This window comes from Sphingopyxis sp. CCNWLW2, from assembly GCF_037095755.1.
Lineage (GTDB): Bacteria > Pseudomonadota > Alphaproteobacteria > Sphingomonadales > Sphingomonadaceae > Sphingopyxis.
In genome coordinates this window covers 1,081,070-1,099,432 of sequence record NZ_JBAWKJ010000002.1, presented here as the reverse complement: position 1 = coordinate 1,099,432, position 18,363 = coordinate 1,081,070, and the positions used below count along the sequence as shown (strand labels likewise).

15 protein-coding genes are annotated in these 18,363 nt (G+C 64.5%); 4 read left to right on the top strand and 11 right to left on the bottom strand.

Translation table 11 applies throughout. From position 1 onward, the window contains the following. Nucleotides 1-151 precede the first annotated feature (151 nt). From V8J55_RS16395 to V8J55_RS16380, 4 genes are all read right to left on the bottom strand, one after another. The gene (locus V8J55_RS16395; protein WP_336446659.1) at nt 152-1,081 is read right to left on the bottom strand and encodes a hypothetical protein; all 930 of its coding nucleotides are present in this window, start codon (nt 1,079-1,081) and stop codon (nt 152-154) included. Then, nucleotides 1,078-2,142 carry a dipeptidase gene (locus V8J55_RS16390; RefSeq protein ID WP_336446658.1) on the bottom strand — a complete coding sequence of 355 codons (1,065 nt, stop codon included), beginning with the start codon at nt 2,140-2,142 and terminating at the stop codon, nt 1,078-1,080. The genes V8J55_RS16395 and V8J55_RS16390 overlap by 4 nt, the downstream gene beginning before the upstream one ends. An 81-nt stretch (nt 2,143-2,223) precedes the next feature. After that, complete coding sequence (locus V8J55_RS16385) at nt 2,224-2,847, bottom strand: helix-turn-helix domain-containing protein (RefSeq protein ID WP_336446657.1); 624 nt, start codon at nt 2,845-2,847, stop codon at nt 2,224-2,226. 194 nt (nt 2,848-3,041) lie between these two features. Beyond that, the gene (locus V8J55_RS16380; RefSeq protein ID WP_336446656.1) at nt 3,042-5,483 is read right to left on the bottom strand and encodes a TonB-dependent receptor plug domain-containing protein; all 2,442 of its coding nucleotides are present in this window, start codon (nt 5,481-5,483) and stop codon (nt 3,042-3,044) included. 176 nt (nt 5,484-5,659) lie between these two features. Here V8J55_RS16380 and V8J55_RS16375 point away from each other — a divergent pair, with 176 nt between their 5' ends. The 4 genes from V8J55_RS16375 to V8J55_RS16360 all read left to right on the top strand — a co-directional run bounded on the left by V8J55_RS16375 (nt 5,660) and on the right by V8J55_RS16360 (nt 11,107). Next, nucleotides 5,660-6,976, top strand: a complete 1,317-nt coding sequence (locus V8J55_RS16375) for a metal-dependent hydrolase family protein (RefSeq protein ID WP_336446655.1) — start codon at nt 5,660-5,662, stop codon at nt 6,974-6,976. A gap of 47 nt (nt 6,977-7,023) precedes the next feature. Then, nucleotides 7,024-8,592: an L-piperidine-6-carboxylate dehydrogenase gene (gene amaB / locus V8J55_RS16370; RefSeq protein WP_336446654.1), complete on the top strand. Its 1,569-nt coding sequence runs from the start codon at nt 7,024-7,026 to the stop codon at nt 8,590-8,592. Nucleotides 8,593-8,625: 33 nt separating this feature from the next. Next, nucleotides 8,626-9,618 carry a tetratricopeptide repeat protein gene (locus V8J55_RS16365; protein WP_336446653.1) on the top strand — a complete coding sequence of 331 codons (993 nt, stop codon included), beginning with the start codon at nt 8,626-8,628 and terminating at the stop codon, nt 9,616-9,618. A gap of 76 nt (nt 9,619-9,694) precedes the next feature. Then, on the top strand, nt 9,695-11,107 hold the full coding sequence (locus tag V8J55_RS16360; RefSeq protein WP_443030829.1) for an amino acid permease: 1,413 nt from the start codon (nt 9,695-9,697) through the stop codon (nt 11,105-11,107). Nucleotides 11,108-11,122: 15 nt separating this feature from the next. On the opposite strand, the gene V8J55_RS16355 is transcribed toward V8J55_RS16360, so the two are convergent. Genes V8J55_RS16355 through V8J55_RS16325 form a run of 7 tightly spaced genes read right to left on the bottom strand, consistent with a single transcriptional unit; the run spans nt 11,123 to nt 18,359 of the window. Further along, complete coding sequence (locus V8J55_RS16355) at nt 11,123-12,805, bottom strand: GMC family oxidoreductase (RefSeq protein ID WP_336446652.1); 1,683 nt, start codon at nt 12,803-12,805, stop codon at nt 11,123-11,125. 22 nt (nt 12,806-12,827) lie between these two features. Continuing rightward, complete coding sequence (locus V8J55_RS16350; RefSeq protein ID WP_336446651.1) at nt 12,828-13,667, bottom strand: sugar phosphate isomerase/epimerase family protein; 840 nt, start codon at nt 13,665-13,667, stop codon at nt 12,828-12,830. Beyond that, nucleotides 13,664-14,227, bottom strand: coding sequence for a gluconate 2-dehydrogenase subunit 3 family protein (locus tag V8J55_RS16345; protein WP_336446650.1), 564 nt, complete (start codon nt 14,225-14,227; stop codon nt 13,664-13,666). The genes V8J55_RS16350 and V8J55_RS16345 overlap by 4 nt, the downstream gene beginning before the upstream one ends. Next, the gene (locus V8J55_RS16340) at nt 14,224-15,051 is read right to left on the bottom strand and encodes a 3-keto-disaccharide hydrolase (protein WP_336446649.1); all 828 of its coding nucleotides are present in this window, start codon (nt 15,049-15,051) and stop codon (nt 14,224-14,226) included. Before V8J55_RS16340 ends, V8J55_RS16345 begins: the two co-directional genes overlap by 4 nt. Nucleotides 15,052-15,062: 11 nt before the next feature. After that, nucleotides 15,063-15,974, bottom strand: a complete 912-nt coding sequence (locus V8J55_RS16335) for a hydroxypyruvate isomerase family protein (protein WP_336446648.1) — start codon at nt 15,972-15,974, stop codon at nt 15,063-15,065. Beyond that, nucleotides 15,971-17,269, bottom strand: coding sequence for an MFS transporter (locus tag V8J55_RS16330; protein ID WP_336446647.1), 1,299 nt, complete (start codon nt 17,267-17,269; stop codon nt 15,971-15,973). The genes V8J55_RS16335 and V8J55_RS16330 overlap by 4 nt, the downstream gene beginning before the upstream one ends. 46 nt (nt 17,270-17,315) lie before the next feature. Continuing rightward, a complete protein-coding gene (locus V8J55_RS16325; RefSeq protein ID WP_336446646.1) occupies nt 17,316-18,359 on the bottom strand; it encodes a sugar phosphate isomerase/epimerase family protein in 1,044 nt (347 codons plus the stop codon). Nucleotides 18,360-18,363: the final 4 nt, after the last annotated feature.

The window sequence follows — 18,363 nt, the reverse complement described above, 5'->3', positions numbered from 1 at the left end:
CCCGCTAGACGCGAATGATCGCTACTGCAACCCATTTGCAAGAGTGCAGCCTGCCAGCCGGGAAGATCGCGCGTTGAGCGCGTGACCGCAACCGGACTAAAGCTAGCCCCTCCGCCTTATGAACAGGCTCGTTGGACCGGACAGGAAGGGATCAATGGGCTTTTCGATCCGGGTGCGCCAATTCGGCTTCCGAAGGCCAATGGCCCTGCGGATTTTCCCGAACGATCTCTGTCAGCAGCGCCTTTGCGCCCCTCTCGTCGCCGGCAAAGCGGTGTTCCATCGCGATCGCGAATTTGATCGTGCTGTCGCGCGTGTCCTTGAAACCGGCGGGGTCGAGGCGACCCTGCATGATCTGGACCGCCTGATAGTAAGTGAAATTCTCGATCAGTTTGAGCCCCGGCTCGATCTCGTTGATCGCGGCTCGCGCTTTGTCGTGCTGGCCCATCTTGCGATACGCGAGATAGGTCCAATAAGCGGTTCCGATGTGCATGTCGTCGCGTGTGAAGTCGGGCATCACGGCGAGTGATTTGGCCATGCCGTCGACGACTGCGGGATAGTCGCCGGTCGCGAAACTGGTCTGTGCATGATAATAAAGGATGTTGCCGCGATAAGTGCTGATCGTGAGGCCGATCGGGTTGGGCATGCCGTCGGGTTCGAAACTGTCGGGCGTATCGCCCATCAATTCCAGTGCTTTCTTATAATCGGCGAGCGCTTCCTTGAAACGGCGCGCGCGCGTGAGGTCGCGGGCGCGGAAGCGGTAGAGCTTGTAGCTGTTCGGAAATTGTTCGATCCCGGCGCTGAAGGCATCGACCGCGTCGCAGATGCGTCCCGCATAGTCGAGCCGGCGGCCGTACCAGATATGGCTGTCCTCGCGGTCCGGCGCGATGCGCAGCGCCGCCGCGGCGATCGCGATATCCTCGTCGAGAATCTTTTGCGTTGCAGCCGGATATTTCGGCACCGTCAGTGGCGTGCCGATCAGGCTGGTCGCGCAATTCCCCGCGTCGGCGCCAGGGACGTTCGCCGACGCAGGGGCTGCCGTCAGCAGCAAGGCAAGGGTGAGGGTGGAGATGCGGAGGCTCATCCGATCACCTCCTGATAGATGCGGCGGACATTGGTCCCCATGATCTTTTCGACCGTGGCCGAGGGATAGCCGAGCTTGCGCACGCCGTCCCACACCACTTCCATGCGCCGCGGGCCGTTGAGTTCGTTGATGAACAGCGGCCAGTCGGGCTCGTGGAAATTGGTGCCCTCCTCGCGCTTCAGCTCGGCGATATAGGCGTCGGTCATCTCGACGACGCGGTGGTCGCGGTCGCTGCCGATCGCGACATGGTCGGCGCCCATCACTTTGACCGCATGGTCGATATGGCGGAAATATTCGGGCAGCGCGTCGTCGCGCTTCGTCGTGAGGAACGGCCGCATCTGGCAGATGCCGGCGACCCCGCCCTTGTCGGCGAGCAGGCGCAGGTTCGCGTCGGTCGTGTTGCGGACATTGCTGTGCACCGCCATGCATGCGGTGTGCGAGACGATCACGGGGGCCTTCGACGCGGCGATCGTGTCGGCCATCGTCTGCATGTTCGAATGCGACAGGTCGATCAGCATGCGGCGTTCGTTCATGCGTCCGACGAGGTCGCGGCCGAAATGGGTGAGGCCGTTCGCGCCGAGTTCCTTGCACCCCGCACCCGCCCAATTCTGGTCGTTATAGGTGATCTGCGCCGACCGCACGCCGAGCTTGTGGAACAGGTCGACATTGTCGAGGTCGCGGCCGAACTGGGTGCTGTTCTGGAACAGGTAGAAAAGCGCGAGCTGGCCGTTCGCCCGCGCGACATCGATGTCGCTGGTTTTCGTTGCCTTCAGGAACAGTTCGGGATGCTTGGCGATATGCGCATCATGGTCGAGCACCGCCTGCACGGCCTCTTCATAGGCCTGCCCCTCATAGACCTTGGGATCGCAGAGCGTGACGGTGATCGCGTCGAGCCCGCTGGCGCGCATCTGGCCGATCAGCGCCGCGTCATATTCGAAGCGCACCTCGCCCATCGCGTCGAAGGTGAGGGGGCGCGTCTTTGCCCGTGCCGCCGCCGCGGGCGCGAACGCCATCGCGGCCGACAAGGCCGCCCCCGACAGGATGAAATTCCGTCTGTCCATCGCTTTGCCCTCTCCAATTTTCTATTGGAAAGAAATTAGCGTATCGGAAAATTATTGCAAGCCCGATGATCGGGCGGGCGCTCAGCCGGTGTTGACCCACAGCACGACGGCATCTTCCTCGCTCGTCGAGTAGGCGGCGTGCTGCATGCTGCTGTTGATATAGATGCTGTCGCCGACGCCGAGGAACGCCGGTTCATAATGTTCGGTCTGGAAGCAGATTTCGCCTTCGAGCACATAGAGGAATTCCTCGCCGCTGTGCTGCGACCAGCTTTTGAAATCCTCGAGGCTGCGCGCCTTGATCGTCGTGACGAACGGCAGGATCTTCTTGTTCTTGAGCTCAGCGGCGATCAGCCGGTGACGGTAGACCGCGGTCTCCATCAGGCGGCCCGCGCCGTCCATCGTGACGCTGCGCCGGCCCGCGGCATCCTGCCCCGAATTGCTCGCGAAGAGTTCGGTGATGTCGATGTCAAAGCCGGTCGCGAGTTTTTGCACGACGTCGAATGTCGGCGACATCTGGTCATTTTCGATCTTCGACAATGTCGAGGCCGCAAGCGCGGTCAACCGTCCCGCATCCTCCAGCGTCATCCCGCGTTCCTTGCGCAACTGGCGCAATCGCTCGCCCAGGTGAAAGCCTTCGGATCGAGGCCGCCTCGCGGTACGAACGGCACCCAAAACTTCCGGCTCGTCTCCATTTCTGGGCGGCATAAGTCTCCAATCCTTAACTTGCTCGAGATCGTACGGCATCGGCCAATGGGGGACGGCTGGGGAAAGAGGTCCGGCCAATCAGCCGCCGCCATCTATAAAGCACAAATTTCCGATAGGCTACGATATTGGCATATCCGCTATGCCAATATCGTATCTGCCCACCGGAAATAGAGGCCGATCTCGAACAGGCGAGATCAGAATTTATACTTAGCATTCAAATAATAGAAGCCGCCGGCGACCCCGAATACACTGTGATTGTCATAGATCAGGCCGGCGCGGGCGCGGGCGGGGCCGCGGCCCGGCGGGAAGATGTTGAAGATGTTGCGTGCGCCGACGCTCAGCTCGACATCCTGGATGCCCGAATAGGTCACTTCGGCATCGAACAGCGTCACCGCCTTGCGCGGCAGGAAGGTCGCGCCGTCGAGGCGGCGCCACGCGCCATAATGGATCGCGCGCGCCATGAAGCCGAAATCGCCAACCTTGGTCGTCGCCGAGAAATTGCCGCGCCAGCGCGGCGTGCCGCGTTCGAACTCGGTCACGATCGCGGGGCTGAAGCCCGGGGGCGGGGCGCCGCGCAGATGCTGTTCGTTATAGTTTACGGCAAGGCTGAAATCGGTCGAGGCATTGTCCGACCAGCTGTGGCGATAGGTGCTCACCAGGTCGAAACCGCGAACGCGCGTGTCCATCTCGTTCTGGAAATAGCGCACCTGCTGGATGTCGGCGCCATTGGGGAAGTTGATCGCGGCCAGCGCGGCGCGCTCGGCGGCGGTGGTGTTCCGCGACGGCGTGAGAAGCAGGCGGTCATCGACGTCGATCTGATAGAAATCGAGCGTGGTCAGGAAACCGTCGAGGCCGGTGAAGACGACGCCCGCCGACATGTTGAACGAGGTTTCGGGCGTCAGCGCCTCCGAGCCGAAGACTCGCGCTGCGGGCGACCCCGGAACGAGCACGGCATCGAGGATGAAGCCGCCGACGCCGTCGAGCTGCGAGGTGAGGCTGGTGCCGAACACCTGCCCTGCGGCCGGGGCGCGGAAGCCGGTGCTGACCGAACCGCGCAGCGCAAAGGCATCGCTCAGCTCGAAGCGCGTCGAGGCCTTGTAGCTGAAATTGTCGCCGAACTGGTCATAGTCTTCGTAGCGAGCGGCGGCCGACAGGTTCCACCAGGGCGTGATGTCGGCATCGATTTCGCCGAACACGGCATAGCTGTTCGAATCAAAGCTGCCGGCGAATTCGGGCGAGAAGCCCTGGAAACCGTTCGAGCCCGCGGGCAGGTCCCGCAGCGGACCCGTGGTGTAGCTTGCAGCGTCGCCCTCGCCGATGACATAGGTTTCCTTGCGATGGCTGGCCCCGGCAAAGACGAGGATGTCGTTGCTCAGCTCATAGGAGACTTCGGCGTCGAACTGGATTTCGCGCTGGGTGAGCGAGCCGGGCTTGAACGCGGTCGGCGACTTGACCCCCATCGACGCGTTGATCGTGCCGGTGATCGAATAGTCGACGGTGTTGGTGCCATAGCGCGCCGACAGGTCCCAGGTCAGCGGGCCCGACTGGTCGCGGAGACCGACCAGAGCGCTGAAATCTTCGAGATGGCCGCGGAATTCGGGCGTGAAGCCGCCCGGATAGATGGCGGTCAAGTTGAACAATTCGGGGTGTGCGGGCGACAGGTCGAACGCCGAATTGGCATAGGTGCCATGGCGGTTCAGGCCGCCCGCCGTGATGGGCTGGCGCAGGCCGAAGGTGACCGAGCTCTTGCCCGTCATATAGTTGCCGAAGCTATAGAGTTCGAGTTCGTCGCTGAGTTCGATGCCGGCGTTCCACACCGACTTGAACGCCATGTAACGCGGATCGAGATTGCCTTCGGGATGCTCGGGAATGCCGGGAATGCCCATCGCCCGCATCGCTTCGGCGCCCGAATGGGTGGCCTTTTTCGCATAGGCCTTGGCCTGGTCGGTATATTGGGCGGCGATGTTGAAATAGGCATTGTCGCCGACCGGGACGGCCAGATGACCCTGGATGTCATAGGTGCGGCCGCCGGACGTATAATATTCGCCGACCTGACCGATGATCGAGCCGCCGCTCCTGGCCTTTTTCAGCTCCAGGTTGATCACGCCGGCGATCGCGTCCGAGCCATATTGCGCCGACGCGCCGTCGCGGAGCACCTCGACGCTCGACAGCGCGATCGGCGGAATGACGTTGAAATCCTGACCCTGCGAACCCGAGGTCGAGGCATGGCCGGTGCCGATCTGCACGATCGAGGCGCGGTGGCGGCGCTTGCCGTTCATCAGCAGCAGCACATGATCGGCGGGCGAGCCGCGCAGCGTGACCGGGCGCACGAACGAGGAGCCGTCGTTGCCCTGAAGGCGCTGCGCGTTGAATGCCGGCACCAGCGTACGCAGCGCATCGTTCACGTCCGAATAGCCGGTCGTCGCGATCTGTTCGGGCGCGATGACGTCGATCGCGACCGAGCTGTCGGTGATCGAGCGATCCTTGCGGCGCGTACCGATGACGACGATGTCGCTGCCGCCTGCGCTGGTTTCGGCACCCTCTTCTTCGGGCGGAGCCGACTGGGCATGCGCCATCGGCGTGATCGCGAATGCGAGAGCCGACGACAACAACAGGCGTGACACGAACTTCGACATTTTTCCCTCCTTTTGGACCCGTTTCCCCACCGGAAATTCGTTGATTTCCGCAATGTGTCGTAATTTCCAGAATTTTCCTATCATAAAAATTCTTGCTCAACTAGCAAAAACTTCCTATGCAAATGGGGAGTGCTGCAGGGGCGGCCTCGCGGCGTGGGTCGGCGGGAGAATTTCGCTTGAGCGGCATTGGGAAATGGGCGGCGCTTGCGATTGGCGTGTCGCTTTCGGGCATGGCCGTCGCGGCGCCTGCTGGCGCCGAGCTTGCCGATACGCTGGTAATCCATGCGGGCGCGGTCGTTGCGATTCCGGGCGAACAGCCGCTCGGGCCGAGCACGATCGTGGTGCGCAGCGGGCGCATCGCCGAAATCCAGCCGGGCTATGTGGAGCGCGCGGGCGTGCAGGTGATCGACTTGAAGGACCGGACGCTGCTGCCCGGGCTGATCGACGCGCATGTCCATTTCAGCTTCTCGCCCGAAACCAAACTATGGGCGGCGGCGGTCGATACGCCCGAAGATGTTGCGCTGTTCGCTTTTTCCAATGCGAAAAAGACGCTGGAGGCGGGGTTCACGACGGTCCGCGACGTCGGCTCCGATGGCTATTCGATCCACGCGCTGCGCGACGCGGTCAACGAAGGCACCCTTGTCGGCCCGCGCATCTTCCTGTCGGGGACGTCCTTGTCGATCGTCGGCGGGCATGGCGACATGTCGGGGCTCAATCGCAAGACGACCGAGGCGCTCTATCCCTATGATTATACCGGTGCGTGCACCGGAGCGGTCGAATGTGCGCTGCGTGTCCGCGAAGCGGCCAAATATGGCGCCGACCTGATCAAGATCACCTCGACCGGCGGCATCATGTCGCAGCAGGCGCGCGGGCTGGGCCAGCATCTGACCGACGAGGAACTGACTTCGATCGTCACCACTGCGCACAGTCTTGGCCTCAAGGTCGCGGCGCACGCGCATGGCGGGGAGGGCGTTGCCGCCTCGGTGCGCGCCGGCGTCGATTCGATCGAGCATGGCACCTATCTCGACGAGGAAACCGCGAAGCTGATGGCGAAGCGCGGCACCTGGCTCGTGCCTACGCTCGGCCTGCTCGACTCGCGGAAAGAAAGCGACGCCAGCCCCGCCGTGCAGGCGAAGATGGCCGAAGCGCGCCGCGTCGCGGGGCGGAATATCCGGCTCGCGGTCCAGCATAAGGTCAAATTCGCGTTCGGCACCGACGCCGGCGTATCGCCGCACGGGCAAAATGCGCGGCAGTTTCGCCATATGGTCGAACAAGGTCCGATGACGCCGATGGCGGCGCTGCGGTCGGCGACCGTCGATGCCGCCGCGTTACTGGGCCAGTCGGAGAATATCGGCACGATCGAGGTCGGCAAATATGCCGACATGATCGCGGTCGCGGGCGATCCCTATCGCGACGTGACGGTGACCGAGCGCGTCTCCACCGTGATCAAGGACGGGCGCGTCATCGTCCACGATGACCGCGCGAGCCCGTGACCAAAACCTGACAATAACCTGCATTTCCCCTTTCAACGGACAATTTGATGAACGCTCTTGATAAGATGATTTCTCCCGGTGCCAGCTACAGCGCGCAGGGCGGTTTTGCGCAGTCGGTCACCGATATATTCGGCGCGCTCGGGCTGTCGCTCGATGCCAGCCGGGGTTCGGACCTCAAGGTTTTTTCGCCGGTCGACGGGTCGGAACTCGCGGCCCTGCGTACCGACAGGGCAGGCGACATGGACGCGATGGTTGCGAACGCGCGCGGCGCCTTTGCCGCATGGAAGGACGTCCCGGCGCCGCACCGCGGCGAGCTTGTCCGGCGCTACGGCCTGCTCGTGCGCGAGCATAAGGAGGCGTTGTCGCAGCTCCTGACGATCGAGAATGGCAAGATCCTGACCGAAGCGCGCGGCGAGGTTCAGGAAGTCATCGACATCTGCGAATATGCCGTCGGCCTGTCGCGCCAGCTTTTCGGGCTGACGATCGCGTCGGAGCGTGCCGAGCACCGGCTGACCGAATATTGGCACCCGCTCGGCGTGCTCGGGCTGATCTCGGCGTTCAATTTCCCCGCCGCCGTCTGGGCGTGGGGCACCACTGTCGCGCTCGTCTGCGGCGACAGCGCGATCTGGAAGCCGTCCGAAAAGACCCCGCTCACCGCGCTCGCCTTCGCCGGGCTGCTGCAAAAGGCGGCGGCTGACTATGACCTCGCGCCTGACCATCTGGCGCAGGTAGCGATCGGCGATGCGGCGTGCGGCACGATGCTTGCCGATCATCCCGACGTCGCGATCGTCAGCGCGACGGGCAGCGTTCGCATGGGGCAGGACGTCGGCGTGCGCGTCCAGCGCCGCTTCGGGCGCCCGGTGCTCGAACTCGGCGGCAACAACGCTGCGGTCGTCGCGCCGAGCGCCGATATCGGGCTTGCGCTGCGCGGGACGATCTTCGCCGCGACGGGGACGTGCGGCCAGCGCTGCACGACCTTGCGCCGCCTGATCGTCCACGAAGACATCCGCGCCGATTTCGTGAAGCGCCTGATCGCCGCGGTCGGCAGCCTCAACATCGGCAGCCCGCTCGACGATGCGACGCATGTCGGTCCGCTGATCGACAAGGCCGCCTTCGACGCGATGCAACGCGCGCTCGAACAGGCGCGCCGCGACGGCGGGATCGTCCATGGCGGCGACCGGATCGAGGTCGCGGGGCCGGACGCCTGGTATGTCCGCCCGGCGATCGTCGAAATGCCCGCGCAGAGCGAAATCGTCCGCGAGGAAACCTTCGCGCCGATCCTCTATGTCCTGTCCTACACCGATTTCGCCGAGGCCATCGCGCTACAGAACGGCGTGCCGCAGGGGCTGTCGTCATGCGTCTTCACCGGCGACGTGCGCGAGGCCGAGAAATTCCAGTCGGCGCAGGGCAGCGACTGCGGCATCGTCAACGTCAATATCGGGACCAGCGGCGCCGAGATCGGCGGCGCGTTCGGCGGCGAGAAGGTGACCGGCGGCGGGCGCGTGTCGGGGTCCGACAGCTGGAAGAATTATATGCGCCGCGTTACCGCGACGGTGAATTACTCGACCTCGCTCCCGCTCGCGCAGGGCGTGAAGTTCGATCTCGATATCGATTGAAGACACAAGATCAGTTCGGAGAGGATATTTATGATGAAGCCCAGGCATTTGAAATTGCTGGTGTCGGCCGGCCTGTTGCTGATCGCCGCGCCGGTGACGGCGATGGCGCAGGAAGGCAGCTTTCAGGGCATGTCGCTGCTCGGCGAGCGGATGGTCACTGCTCCGGCGCGCAATGCGAACGTCGCGTCGGTCGAAACGCTCGAGCGCGCCGCGCGCGATGCGAAGGCGGCGTTCGAGAGCAATATGACCGTCGACAGCGCGACCTGGTACGGCCGCATCCTCTTCTATCAGGGCTATACGAAGGAATCGGCGGCGGTTTACGATCAGGCGCTGAAGCGCTTCCCCAATTCGGGCAAGCTGCTTCGCCACCGCGCGCATCGCCATTTTTCGCTGCGCGAATTCGACAAGTCGATCGAACTCGGGCTGAAGGCCGCGAAGCTTTACGAGAACCAGCCGCTCGAACGCGAAAAGCCGGGCCCCGACTATTTCCCCGGCGACCCCGATGTCGTGCAATATTATCTCTATTATCACCTCGGGCAGGCCTATTTCGGCAAGCATGATTTCGACAATGCGGCGAAATGGTTTGCCAAGTCGGCCGAGTCCGCGGCCTTCACGCACGACGTCGAGGCACGCACCGCGAACGGCTATTGGGAATATCTGTCGCTCGCCCGCGCCGGGAAGCTCCGCGAGGCGCAGAAGCTGCTCGACGATTATGACCTGACCTTGTTCGAGGTTCACCCGAAGGGCGGCTCGGACACCTATTTCGACGGGCTGCAGCTGTTCAAGGGCAACCGCGCCGCCGACAGCTTCTTCAGCGACAAGGACAGCGGCCGCGCCTTCGCGACCGCCGACGGGGTGGCCGCGTCGACCGCTTACAGCCTCGCCAACTATTATATCCTCCGCGGCGAGCCCGAAAAGGCGAAGCCCTGGTTGAAGCGCTCGATCGCCGTCAACAGCTGGAGCTTCTTCGCGCGCATCCAGGCCGAGGCCGACTGGCTGCTGCTGTTCCCGAACGAAAAGCCCTGAAGGGACGCATCGAACTGACGCATCTGGGGTGAGCGGCGGACCCGAACCATCGGGCCGGATATTTGGGAGACGCATCGTGAAGAACTGGACCCGCCGCAAACCCATCACGCCGCCCGGCGAACGCAGCGCCGGCGCGCTGCCGCCCAGCCTGTCCTGGCCGCAGCTGATGGCGATGGGCGTCGGCGCGATCATCGGCACCGGCATCCTGACGCTGATCGGCGTCGGCGTCGACCGCGCGGGCCCAGCGGTGCTGATCTCCTTCGCGATCGCGGGCGCGGTCTGCGCCTGCGCGGCGCTCGCCTACGCCGAACTGTCGGCGATGATGCCCGCGGCGGGCAGCGCATACAGCTATTCCTACGCGGGGCTCGGCGAGGCGTTTGCGTGGATCGTCGGCTGGAGCCTGATCCTCGAATATTCGCTCGTCGTCTCGACCGTCGCGGTGGGCTGGTCGGGTTATGCATCGCCGCTTTTGATGGGGATCGGGTTTCCCGAGGCACTGACGCGCGGTCCCGAACTCGGCGGGCTGATCAATCTGCCCGCGGTCGCGATCATCGCGGTCGTCGCGGGCCTGCTGCTGCTGGGGACGCGCGAGAGTGCGCGGATCAATTCGGTGCTCGTCGTCGTGAAGATCGTCACGCTGCTGCTCTTCGTCGGTTACACATTGCCCTATTTCGACGCCGCGCACCTCGATCCGTTCATGCCCTATGGCTATGCCGCGCAGGTCGGCAGCGACGGCGTGCAGCGCGGCGTCATGGCTGCCGCCGCGATCATCTTTTTCGCCTTCTACGGCTTCGATGCGATTTCGACCGCAGCGGAAGAAACGAAACGCCCGGCGCGCGACCTGCCGATCGCGATCATCGGCTCGATGGCGGTCTGTACGCTCATCTACATGCTGGTCGCCGCTACCGCGGTCGGTGCGACGCCTTTCACGACCTTCGCCGACAGTCCCGAGCCGCTCGCGCTCATCCTGCGTTCGATCGGGCAGGGGGGCGTCGCGCAAGTCGTGGCGACGACCGCCGTTGTCGCGCTGCCGACCGTGTTGCTCGCCTTCCTCTATGGGCAAAGCCGGATCTTCCTCGCGATGGCACGCGACGGTTTCCTGCCGCAGCGCCTCGCGCATATTTCACGGCGCGGCACCCCGACGCGCATCACGCTGCTGACCGCGGCGATCGTCGCGGTCCTTGCCGGGCTGCTCCCGATCGGAAAGGTCGCCGCGCTCGCCAACGCCGGAACGCTGATCGCCTTCATCGCGGTCGGCGTCTGCCTGCTCGTCCTTCGCCGCCGCGCCCCCGATGCGCCCCGGCCCTTTCGCGTGCGCGCGGCGTGGCCGGTCGGGCTCGGCACGATCGGCGGATGCCTTTATCTGTTCCTCAGCCTGCCCGCCGAAACGCTCTTGTGGTGCCTCGTCTGGAACCTGATCGGGCTCGGCCTCTATGCGGCCTATGGGCAATACCGCAGCACCTTGGGCCGGGCGGCCAGCGGCGGATAATCCCTTTGGCGTCTCCTAGACGGCGCCGGCCTTGAGCAGCTTTACCGCGTGGTCGGCGGCGCGCGCGGTCAATGCCATGAAGGTGAGCGACGGATTGACACACGATATCGAGGCCATCTGGGCGCCGTCGGTGACGAACAGATTGGCGGCCTCGTGCGCCTGTCCCCATTTGTTGAGCACCGACTGCCGCGGATCGGCCCCCATGCGCGCGCCGCCCATTTCGTGGATGGCGTCGCCGGGGACATGTTCGCGGCGCTCGCTGGTGACGTTCTGCAGCCCCGCCTTGCGCAGCATCGCCTCGCCCTCAGTCCGCGCATCGTCCATCATGCGAATCTCATTCTCGCGGAAGGTGACATCGAAGCGCATCAGCGGGATGCCGAACCCGTCGACCTTGTCGGCGTGCAGGCTGACGCGATTATCCTCATAAGGCAGGCATTCGCCGAAGGCGCCCATGCCGAACTTCCACGGGCCATAGCTGCGCATGCCATGCTTCATCGCCGCGCCGAAACCCTCGGGCTTCGCCGGATCGCGCCGCGCGCTGCCCTGATAGCCATAGCCGCGCTTGAAGCCGATCCCTTCCTCGCCGCCGACATTGCGGAAGCGCGGGATATAGACGCCGCCCGGGCGGCGGCCATATTCGATAAAGTCGGTCATGCCGGGTATCTCGCCCGAGATGTTCACGCGGAAGATATGGTCCATCACATAGCGGCCGAGCGTGCCGCTGGAATCGAAATGGCTCTTGGCCGTTCCCGGGATGCGCGAGTTCATCAAGATCTGGGTCGAGGCCATCGCCGAGGCGCAGAGGAAGACGAGGCGCGCGGGGATCACCTCCGCCTGCTTCGTCTTCGTATCGATCACGCGCACGCCGGTGACCTTCTTCGTCTTCGGATCATATTCGAGATTGGAGACCACCGCGTCGGAGCGCAGCGTCAGCCGTCCGGTGGCGCGCGCCGCGGGCAGGGTGACCGCCTGCGTCGAGAAATAGGATCCGAACGAGCAGCCGCGCCCGCACTGGTTGCGGAACTGGCATTTGCTGCGGCCCTGATCCTCCTTGTCCTCGGTCATGTTCGAGAGGCGGGTGTTGATCAGCTTGCGGCCCGGCGAGGTCGTCTCGAGCCGTTCCTTCACCCATTTCTCGGCGACGTTCATCTGCATCGGCGGCTGAAACGCGCTGTCGGGCAGCTGCGGCAGATTCTCGCGCGATCCCGACACGCCGATATATTTCTCGACATAATCATACCAGGGAACAAGGTCGTCATAGCGGATCGGCCAGTCGCCCCCGACATTCTCGCGCTTGTTCGCCTCGAAATCCTCAGGCGACCAGCGGAAGCTCCAGCGTCCCCAGATCAGCGACTTGCCGCCGACCGCGGCGGGCCGGATCCAGTAGAATTTCTCGCCCTCGTCATAGGCATAGGGGTTGAGCCGGTCGTTGTTGTAGAATTTCTGGTTCGACGGCGAGACATAGCCATGCGTGGCGATGAAATAGTCGCTCTTGACCAGCCCCGCGGGCATCCGGTCGCGTGCCGGGATCTCATAGGCCGGCTTGCCGTCATAATCATAATCCTCGCCATGCTCGACCATCACCCCGCGGTCGAGCATCAGGACCTTGAGGCCCTTTTCGGTCAATTCCTTCGCGGCCCATCCGCCGCTCACTCCGGAGCCGATGACGATTGCGTCGAACTTGTCGGTCACTGCCATGAACTAATCCTCGAATGTCGGGTTACGCGCGAAGGCGGCTGAGCGTGGTGAAACTGGTCTGGATGTCGGGAAGATAGGGCGCGGGCGACTGATCATTCTCGACATAGAAATGCTCGACGCCGGCGACGGCGTTGAGCGTGAAGATGTCGGCGAAATCGATCACGCCCTTGCCGACGCTCGTCATCTTGCCGTCGGCGGTGCGATCCTTGACATGATAGGCATAGATGCGGCCGGCTAAGCGCCGGATGATCGCCTTGGGATCCTCGCCCGCGGCGACCGCCCAGAACAGGTCGAGCTCAAGTCGGACCAGCGCCGGGTCGGCGTCGGCGATCAGCGTGTCGAACAGGCTGGTGCCGCCCGGCTTCAGCGTGAACTCGAAATCATGATTGTGATAGGCAAAGCCCAGCCCGGCCTTTTTGAGCCGTTCGGCATAGCGGTTGAAATTGGCGACCGCGGCCTTCCAGCCCTCGGCGTTGCGGTGCGTGTCGACCATATAGGGAACGACCAGCGTGTCGGCGCCCAGCGCCCTGGTCATCGCGACCGCGCCGTCGAAATTGCTGGCGAGCGCCTCATAGGCGACATGGATCGAGGGCGACGTCAAGCCCAGCCGGTCCATCGTCTTGCGGAGCGCGGCATGGTCCATCTTGTCATAACCGCCGCCGCCATATTCGACTTCGCGATAACCGATCGCCGCCACCTTCTCGAGCGTTCCCATCGGGTCCTTCGAGAAGAGCTCGCGCACGGTATAGAGCTGGATGCCGATGGGCTTTGATTTGAGGCTCTTTGCCATGAGCGGTCCCGCAGCGAGTGTTGCCCCGAGCGCGGCGCCGCCCGCCATCCATTGCCGCCTGTTGATCATCATGACGAAAACACCTTTTTGATCTCGGAATAGGGATAGGCGCCGTCGTAGCGGCCGGGGACGGGCAGATATTCGCGCTCTTGCGTGATGCCGACTTCCGACGTGAAATATCCGGTGAGCACGAGCTGGCGGAACTTGTCGAAGAAGTCCGCGCCGCCGGGCAGCTTGCCTTCCATCGCCAGCGTCAGCAGCGCGTCCTGCTGCGCGGGCGTCGCCTTGTCGGCGGCGATTTTGAAATCGGTCCGGCTGCGCGCCTCGATCGCGTCGAGCCCCGCGATGATCGGTTTGCGATCGTCGGGCGAGGCCCAATCGGCGAGCAGCTTTTCGATATATTCGGGGACGCCGGCGGTAATCGCGCCGGGGGTGTCGGTGGTCGGCATCACGCGCTCGCTGAGCGCGGTCATCAGCGCGCGCTGCTGCGCGGTGAACACCGGCGACGAGGGCGGGCCGCTGCTGATGATCGGGGGCGCTTCGGCTGCCGCGGCGCGCGCGATCGGCGCGAACAGGCTCGCGCCGAACATCGCGGCCATCCCGGCCAGCGCGTCTCTGCGATCGATGATCATTTCACAGCTCCTTCGAAGTCATGGCTCGCCGCCGCTTCGGGCAGCGGGCGCACCCAGATGTTGCGGAACGAAACGGGCGAATTATGGTCCTGGAGCTGGATCGGCGCCGCATCGCCATGCGCTTCGTACGTCGCGACTTTGCGCCAGACGGTGCTGCCCAGCCAAGGCTGGCGGTTCTGGACGAGCACGCCGTTCAGGAAGGCCGTAATATAGGCCGGGCGCAGCAGCTTGCCGTCGGGGCCGAAGTGCGGGCGTTCAAAGACGATGTCGTAGCTCTGCCATTCGCCGGGCCCCCGCGACGGGTTCACGAGCGGCGGCTTCCAGGCATAGATCGCGCCGACGGTGCCGTCGGCATAGGTCGGGTTCTGATAGCCGTCGAGGATCTGAATCTCGTAACGCTGCATGAACCAAATGCCGCTGTTGCCGCGATCCTGCGAGCTATGGGTCGGCGGGTTGGGTGAGCGGAATTCGAGATGGAGCTGGACGTCGCCGAAGCTCGTCTTGCTGATCAGCGCATTCTCGCCGCGGCCGCCGAGCGGTGGGATCGACGTCATCGCGCCGTCCTCGACGATCCATGGCCTTGCCTTCGCCTGCCACGCATCGAGCGACTTGCCGTCGAACAGCACCACCGCGTCGGAGGGCGGGGCGCCGGGAACAGTGCCCGGGGTTACGACGGTCGGATGGGGGCGGTCGGAATCATGCACCTGCCATTTGCCGTCGGGCAACATCGGCGTGTCCTTGAATCCGGGCTTTTCCTGTGCAGCGGCAGGACTGCCCGCGGCCATGGCCGCTGCGATTACCGCGGCCCAGATGATATGCTTCACGCCTGTCTCCCTCATGCCGCGTCGATCGCGCGATAGGCGGCGATCAGCCGCTCTTCGCCCGCGCGGCCCTCGACCGAATTGCCATGTTCCATTCCGATCACGCCCGCGAAATTCCTCGCGCGCAGCCAGCGGACGATGTTGCGATAATTGATCTCGCCGCTTCCGGGCTCCTTGCGGCCGGGATTGTCGCCGAACTGGACGTACGCGATCTCGTTCCAGCAGCTGTCCAGCGTGTTGATGAGGTTCCCGGCCTGAATCTGCTCGTGATACAGGTCCGCCAGCACCTTGATCGCGGGGCTGTCGACCGCGCGCGCCATCGCATAGCCCTGCGGGACGGTCGACATGAAAACGCCGGGATGGTTCACCAGCGTGTTGAGCGGCTCCATCACCATGACCAGCCCGTGCGGTTCATAGATTTCGGCGGCGCGGCGCAGCACGTCGATCACGCGCGCGGTCTGGATATCGACCGGCAGCTTGCGGTCCATAAAGCCGGTGACGATCGTCATATGTTTAGAGTTCAGCCGCTTGGCGACGTCGACCGACGCTCTTATGTCGGCCAGGAAGCGCTCGCGATCGCTATCGTCGTTGCCGCCCAGCAGCGGCCGGAACTCGCTCCATCGCGGCATGCTCGCGACGAACACGCCCATCGTCATGCCGCGCTGCTGCAAGGCGCGCGCCATCGCGGTCTGGTCGGCGACCGAACGCGTGGCCGCCTCATTGTCCTCCCACGCGGTGAAGCCCTGATCGGCGGCGAAGGCGATCTGTTCGAGCCGATCGCCGCGGCTTTTGAAGCTTCCCTCATGTGGGGCATATTTCAGCGAAAAGCGTGCCGCGTTCTGCGCCACCGCGCCGTTCGCCACCGTCGCCGCGGCGGCTGCCGCGACGGCGCCCCCCGCCAGCACCACTCGGCGCGATACGTTCATGCCGTCTGACCCGCGAGCGCCGCGCGCGATTTGCCGCGCTCGCGCAGCCAGATGAAGCCGAACACCGCCAGCAGGATCACCGGCAGGATCGCCAGCCGCTGGAACGACAGCGACGCCGCGGCGTCCTCGACCGCCAGCTTCGCGGCGCCGGTCAGCGCCGCGAACGCTTCGGGGCCGCCGGCGAACTCGATCTTGGCGCGATCGAACATCGCGCCGAGCTGCGGCAGCACGAAGAAGCTGGCGAGCGCGCCCGCCGATCCAACGAGCCCCATCGCCCAAGATCCGCCGCGCGGATAGCGTTCGGCGACCGAGGCGAGCATCGTCGGCCACATCACGCAGACGCCGAGCCCCCAGACAGTGGCGGCGACGATCGCGGCGACGGGCGACTGCGCCTGGCTCAGCATGAACAGGCCGATCGCGGCGAGCAGGCTCGATACCCAGAGCAGGCCGGGGTTCGAGATTTTGTTGGCGAGCCGCCCGGCGAAATGGCGGAAGACGAACATGAGCGCGTTGACATAGACGAGCAGCAGGATGCCGCGCATGCCGACGCGGTTGGATAGCGCGACGTCGATCCACTGGCCGGGCGCCAGTTCGGACGCCGCGGTCAGGAACATGGCGCCGAACCAGATGAAGAAGCTCGGCCGGCGAAACACTTCGCCCATCATCGCGCCGAAGCTGACACCGCTTTGCTCACGCAGCGGCGGCGGGAAGGTCGTGGTCAGGGCGATCACGACGGTCGCGGCGGCGGGGATCATCACCAGCGCCATGATGCCCTGCCACGGCAAGGCGGCCGAGAGGAAGAAGCCGAGGAGCCCGCCGACGATGATGCCGCCGGGGAACCAGGCGTGGAGCACGTTTAGCCGGTGGGTGGTGTCGTCGGGGTAGAGCTGCGCGGTCAGCGGATTGATTGCCGCTTCGGTCAGTCCCCAGCCGATGCCGCTGAGCAGCATGCCCGTCCAGACGAGCCAATAGATGGTCATGCCGGTCGCGACATGGCCCGCGGTGACGATCATCAACGGACCGACGATGAAGCACAGCCCCGCTCCGGCGAGGCACCGCTTCATGCCGATCTGGTCGAGCAGCGCGCTGACGACGAACAAGGTGATCGAAAAGCTGAGGAACGCCGCGCCCAGTGCGGCGGCGATCAGCTCGCCCGCCTGCAACGGGGCGATCGGGTCGATCCATTCTGCCTTGAGCCCGCTGGCGATCGCACCGCGGATGGCGAGGCTCGCCGCCGCGGTGAACAGCGCGAGCACGCCCAGCCAGAACAAGCGCCCCTTGTGCAATGTCGTCATCCTGCGTCCCCTTTGATTATTATCGTTTAATTCGTCTGCTGCGTCGTCAGCTCAGCCCCAGCATTGCGCGGTTGAGCGCCGGGTCGCTGCCCCCGGCGAAATCGTCGAACGCCTTGTCGGCCTTGCGGATCATATGCGCGGCGATGAACGGCGCGCCTTCGCGTGCGCCGTCTTCGGGATGCTTCAGGCAGCATTCCCATTCGAGCACCGCCCAGCCGGCGTAGCCATATTGCGTCAGTTTCGAGAAGATACCGCCGAAGTCCACCTGCCCATCGCCCAGCGAGCGGAAGCGCCCGGGCCGGTCGACCCAGTCCTGAAACCCGCCATAGACCCCCGATCGGCCGGTCGGATTCAGTTCCGCGTCCTTGACGTGGAACATGCGGATCCGCTCGTGATAAATGTCGATGAACTGCAGATAGTCGAGCGCCTGCAGGACATAATGGCTGGGATCGTAGAGGATGTTGGCGCGCGGGTGATTGTCGACGCCCGCGAGAAAACGTTCGAAGGTCACGCCGTCGTGCAGATCCTCGCCCGGATGAATCTCATAGGCGAGGTCGATGCCCTGTTCGTCGAAAGCATCGAGGATCGGCCGCCAGCGTTTCGCAAGCTCGGCGAACGCTTCCTCGACCAGTCCCGCGGGGCGCTGCGGCCACGGATAGAGATAGGGCCAGGCGAGCGCGCCCGAAAAGGTCGCATGGGCGTTAAGGCCCAGCCGCCGGCTTGCCTTCGCGGCGAGGTGGAGCTGCTCGACCGCCCATTGCTGACGCTCGGCGGGCTTGCCCTTCAGCGCGTCGGGCGCGAAGCCGTCGAACTGGGTGTCATAGGCGGGATGCACCGCGACCAGCTGGCCCTGCAGATGTGTCGACAATTCGGTGATCTCGACGCCCGCCTCGCGGCAGGTGCCCGCGAGTTCGTCGCAATAGTCCTGGCTTTCGGCGGCTTTGGCGAGGTCGATGCAGCGGCTGTCCCACGTCGGAATCTGGATGCCGACATAGCCTGCATCCGCCATCCAGCGCGCCGCCGAGGGCAAAGTGTCGAACGGCGCGTCGTCGCCCATGAACTGCGCGAGGAAAATCGCCGGCCCCTTCATGCGA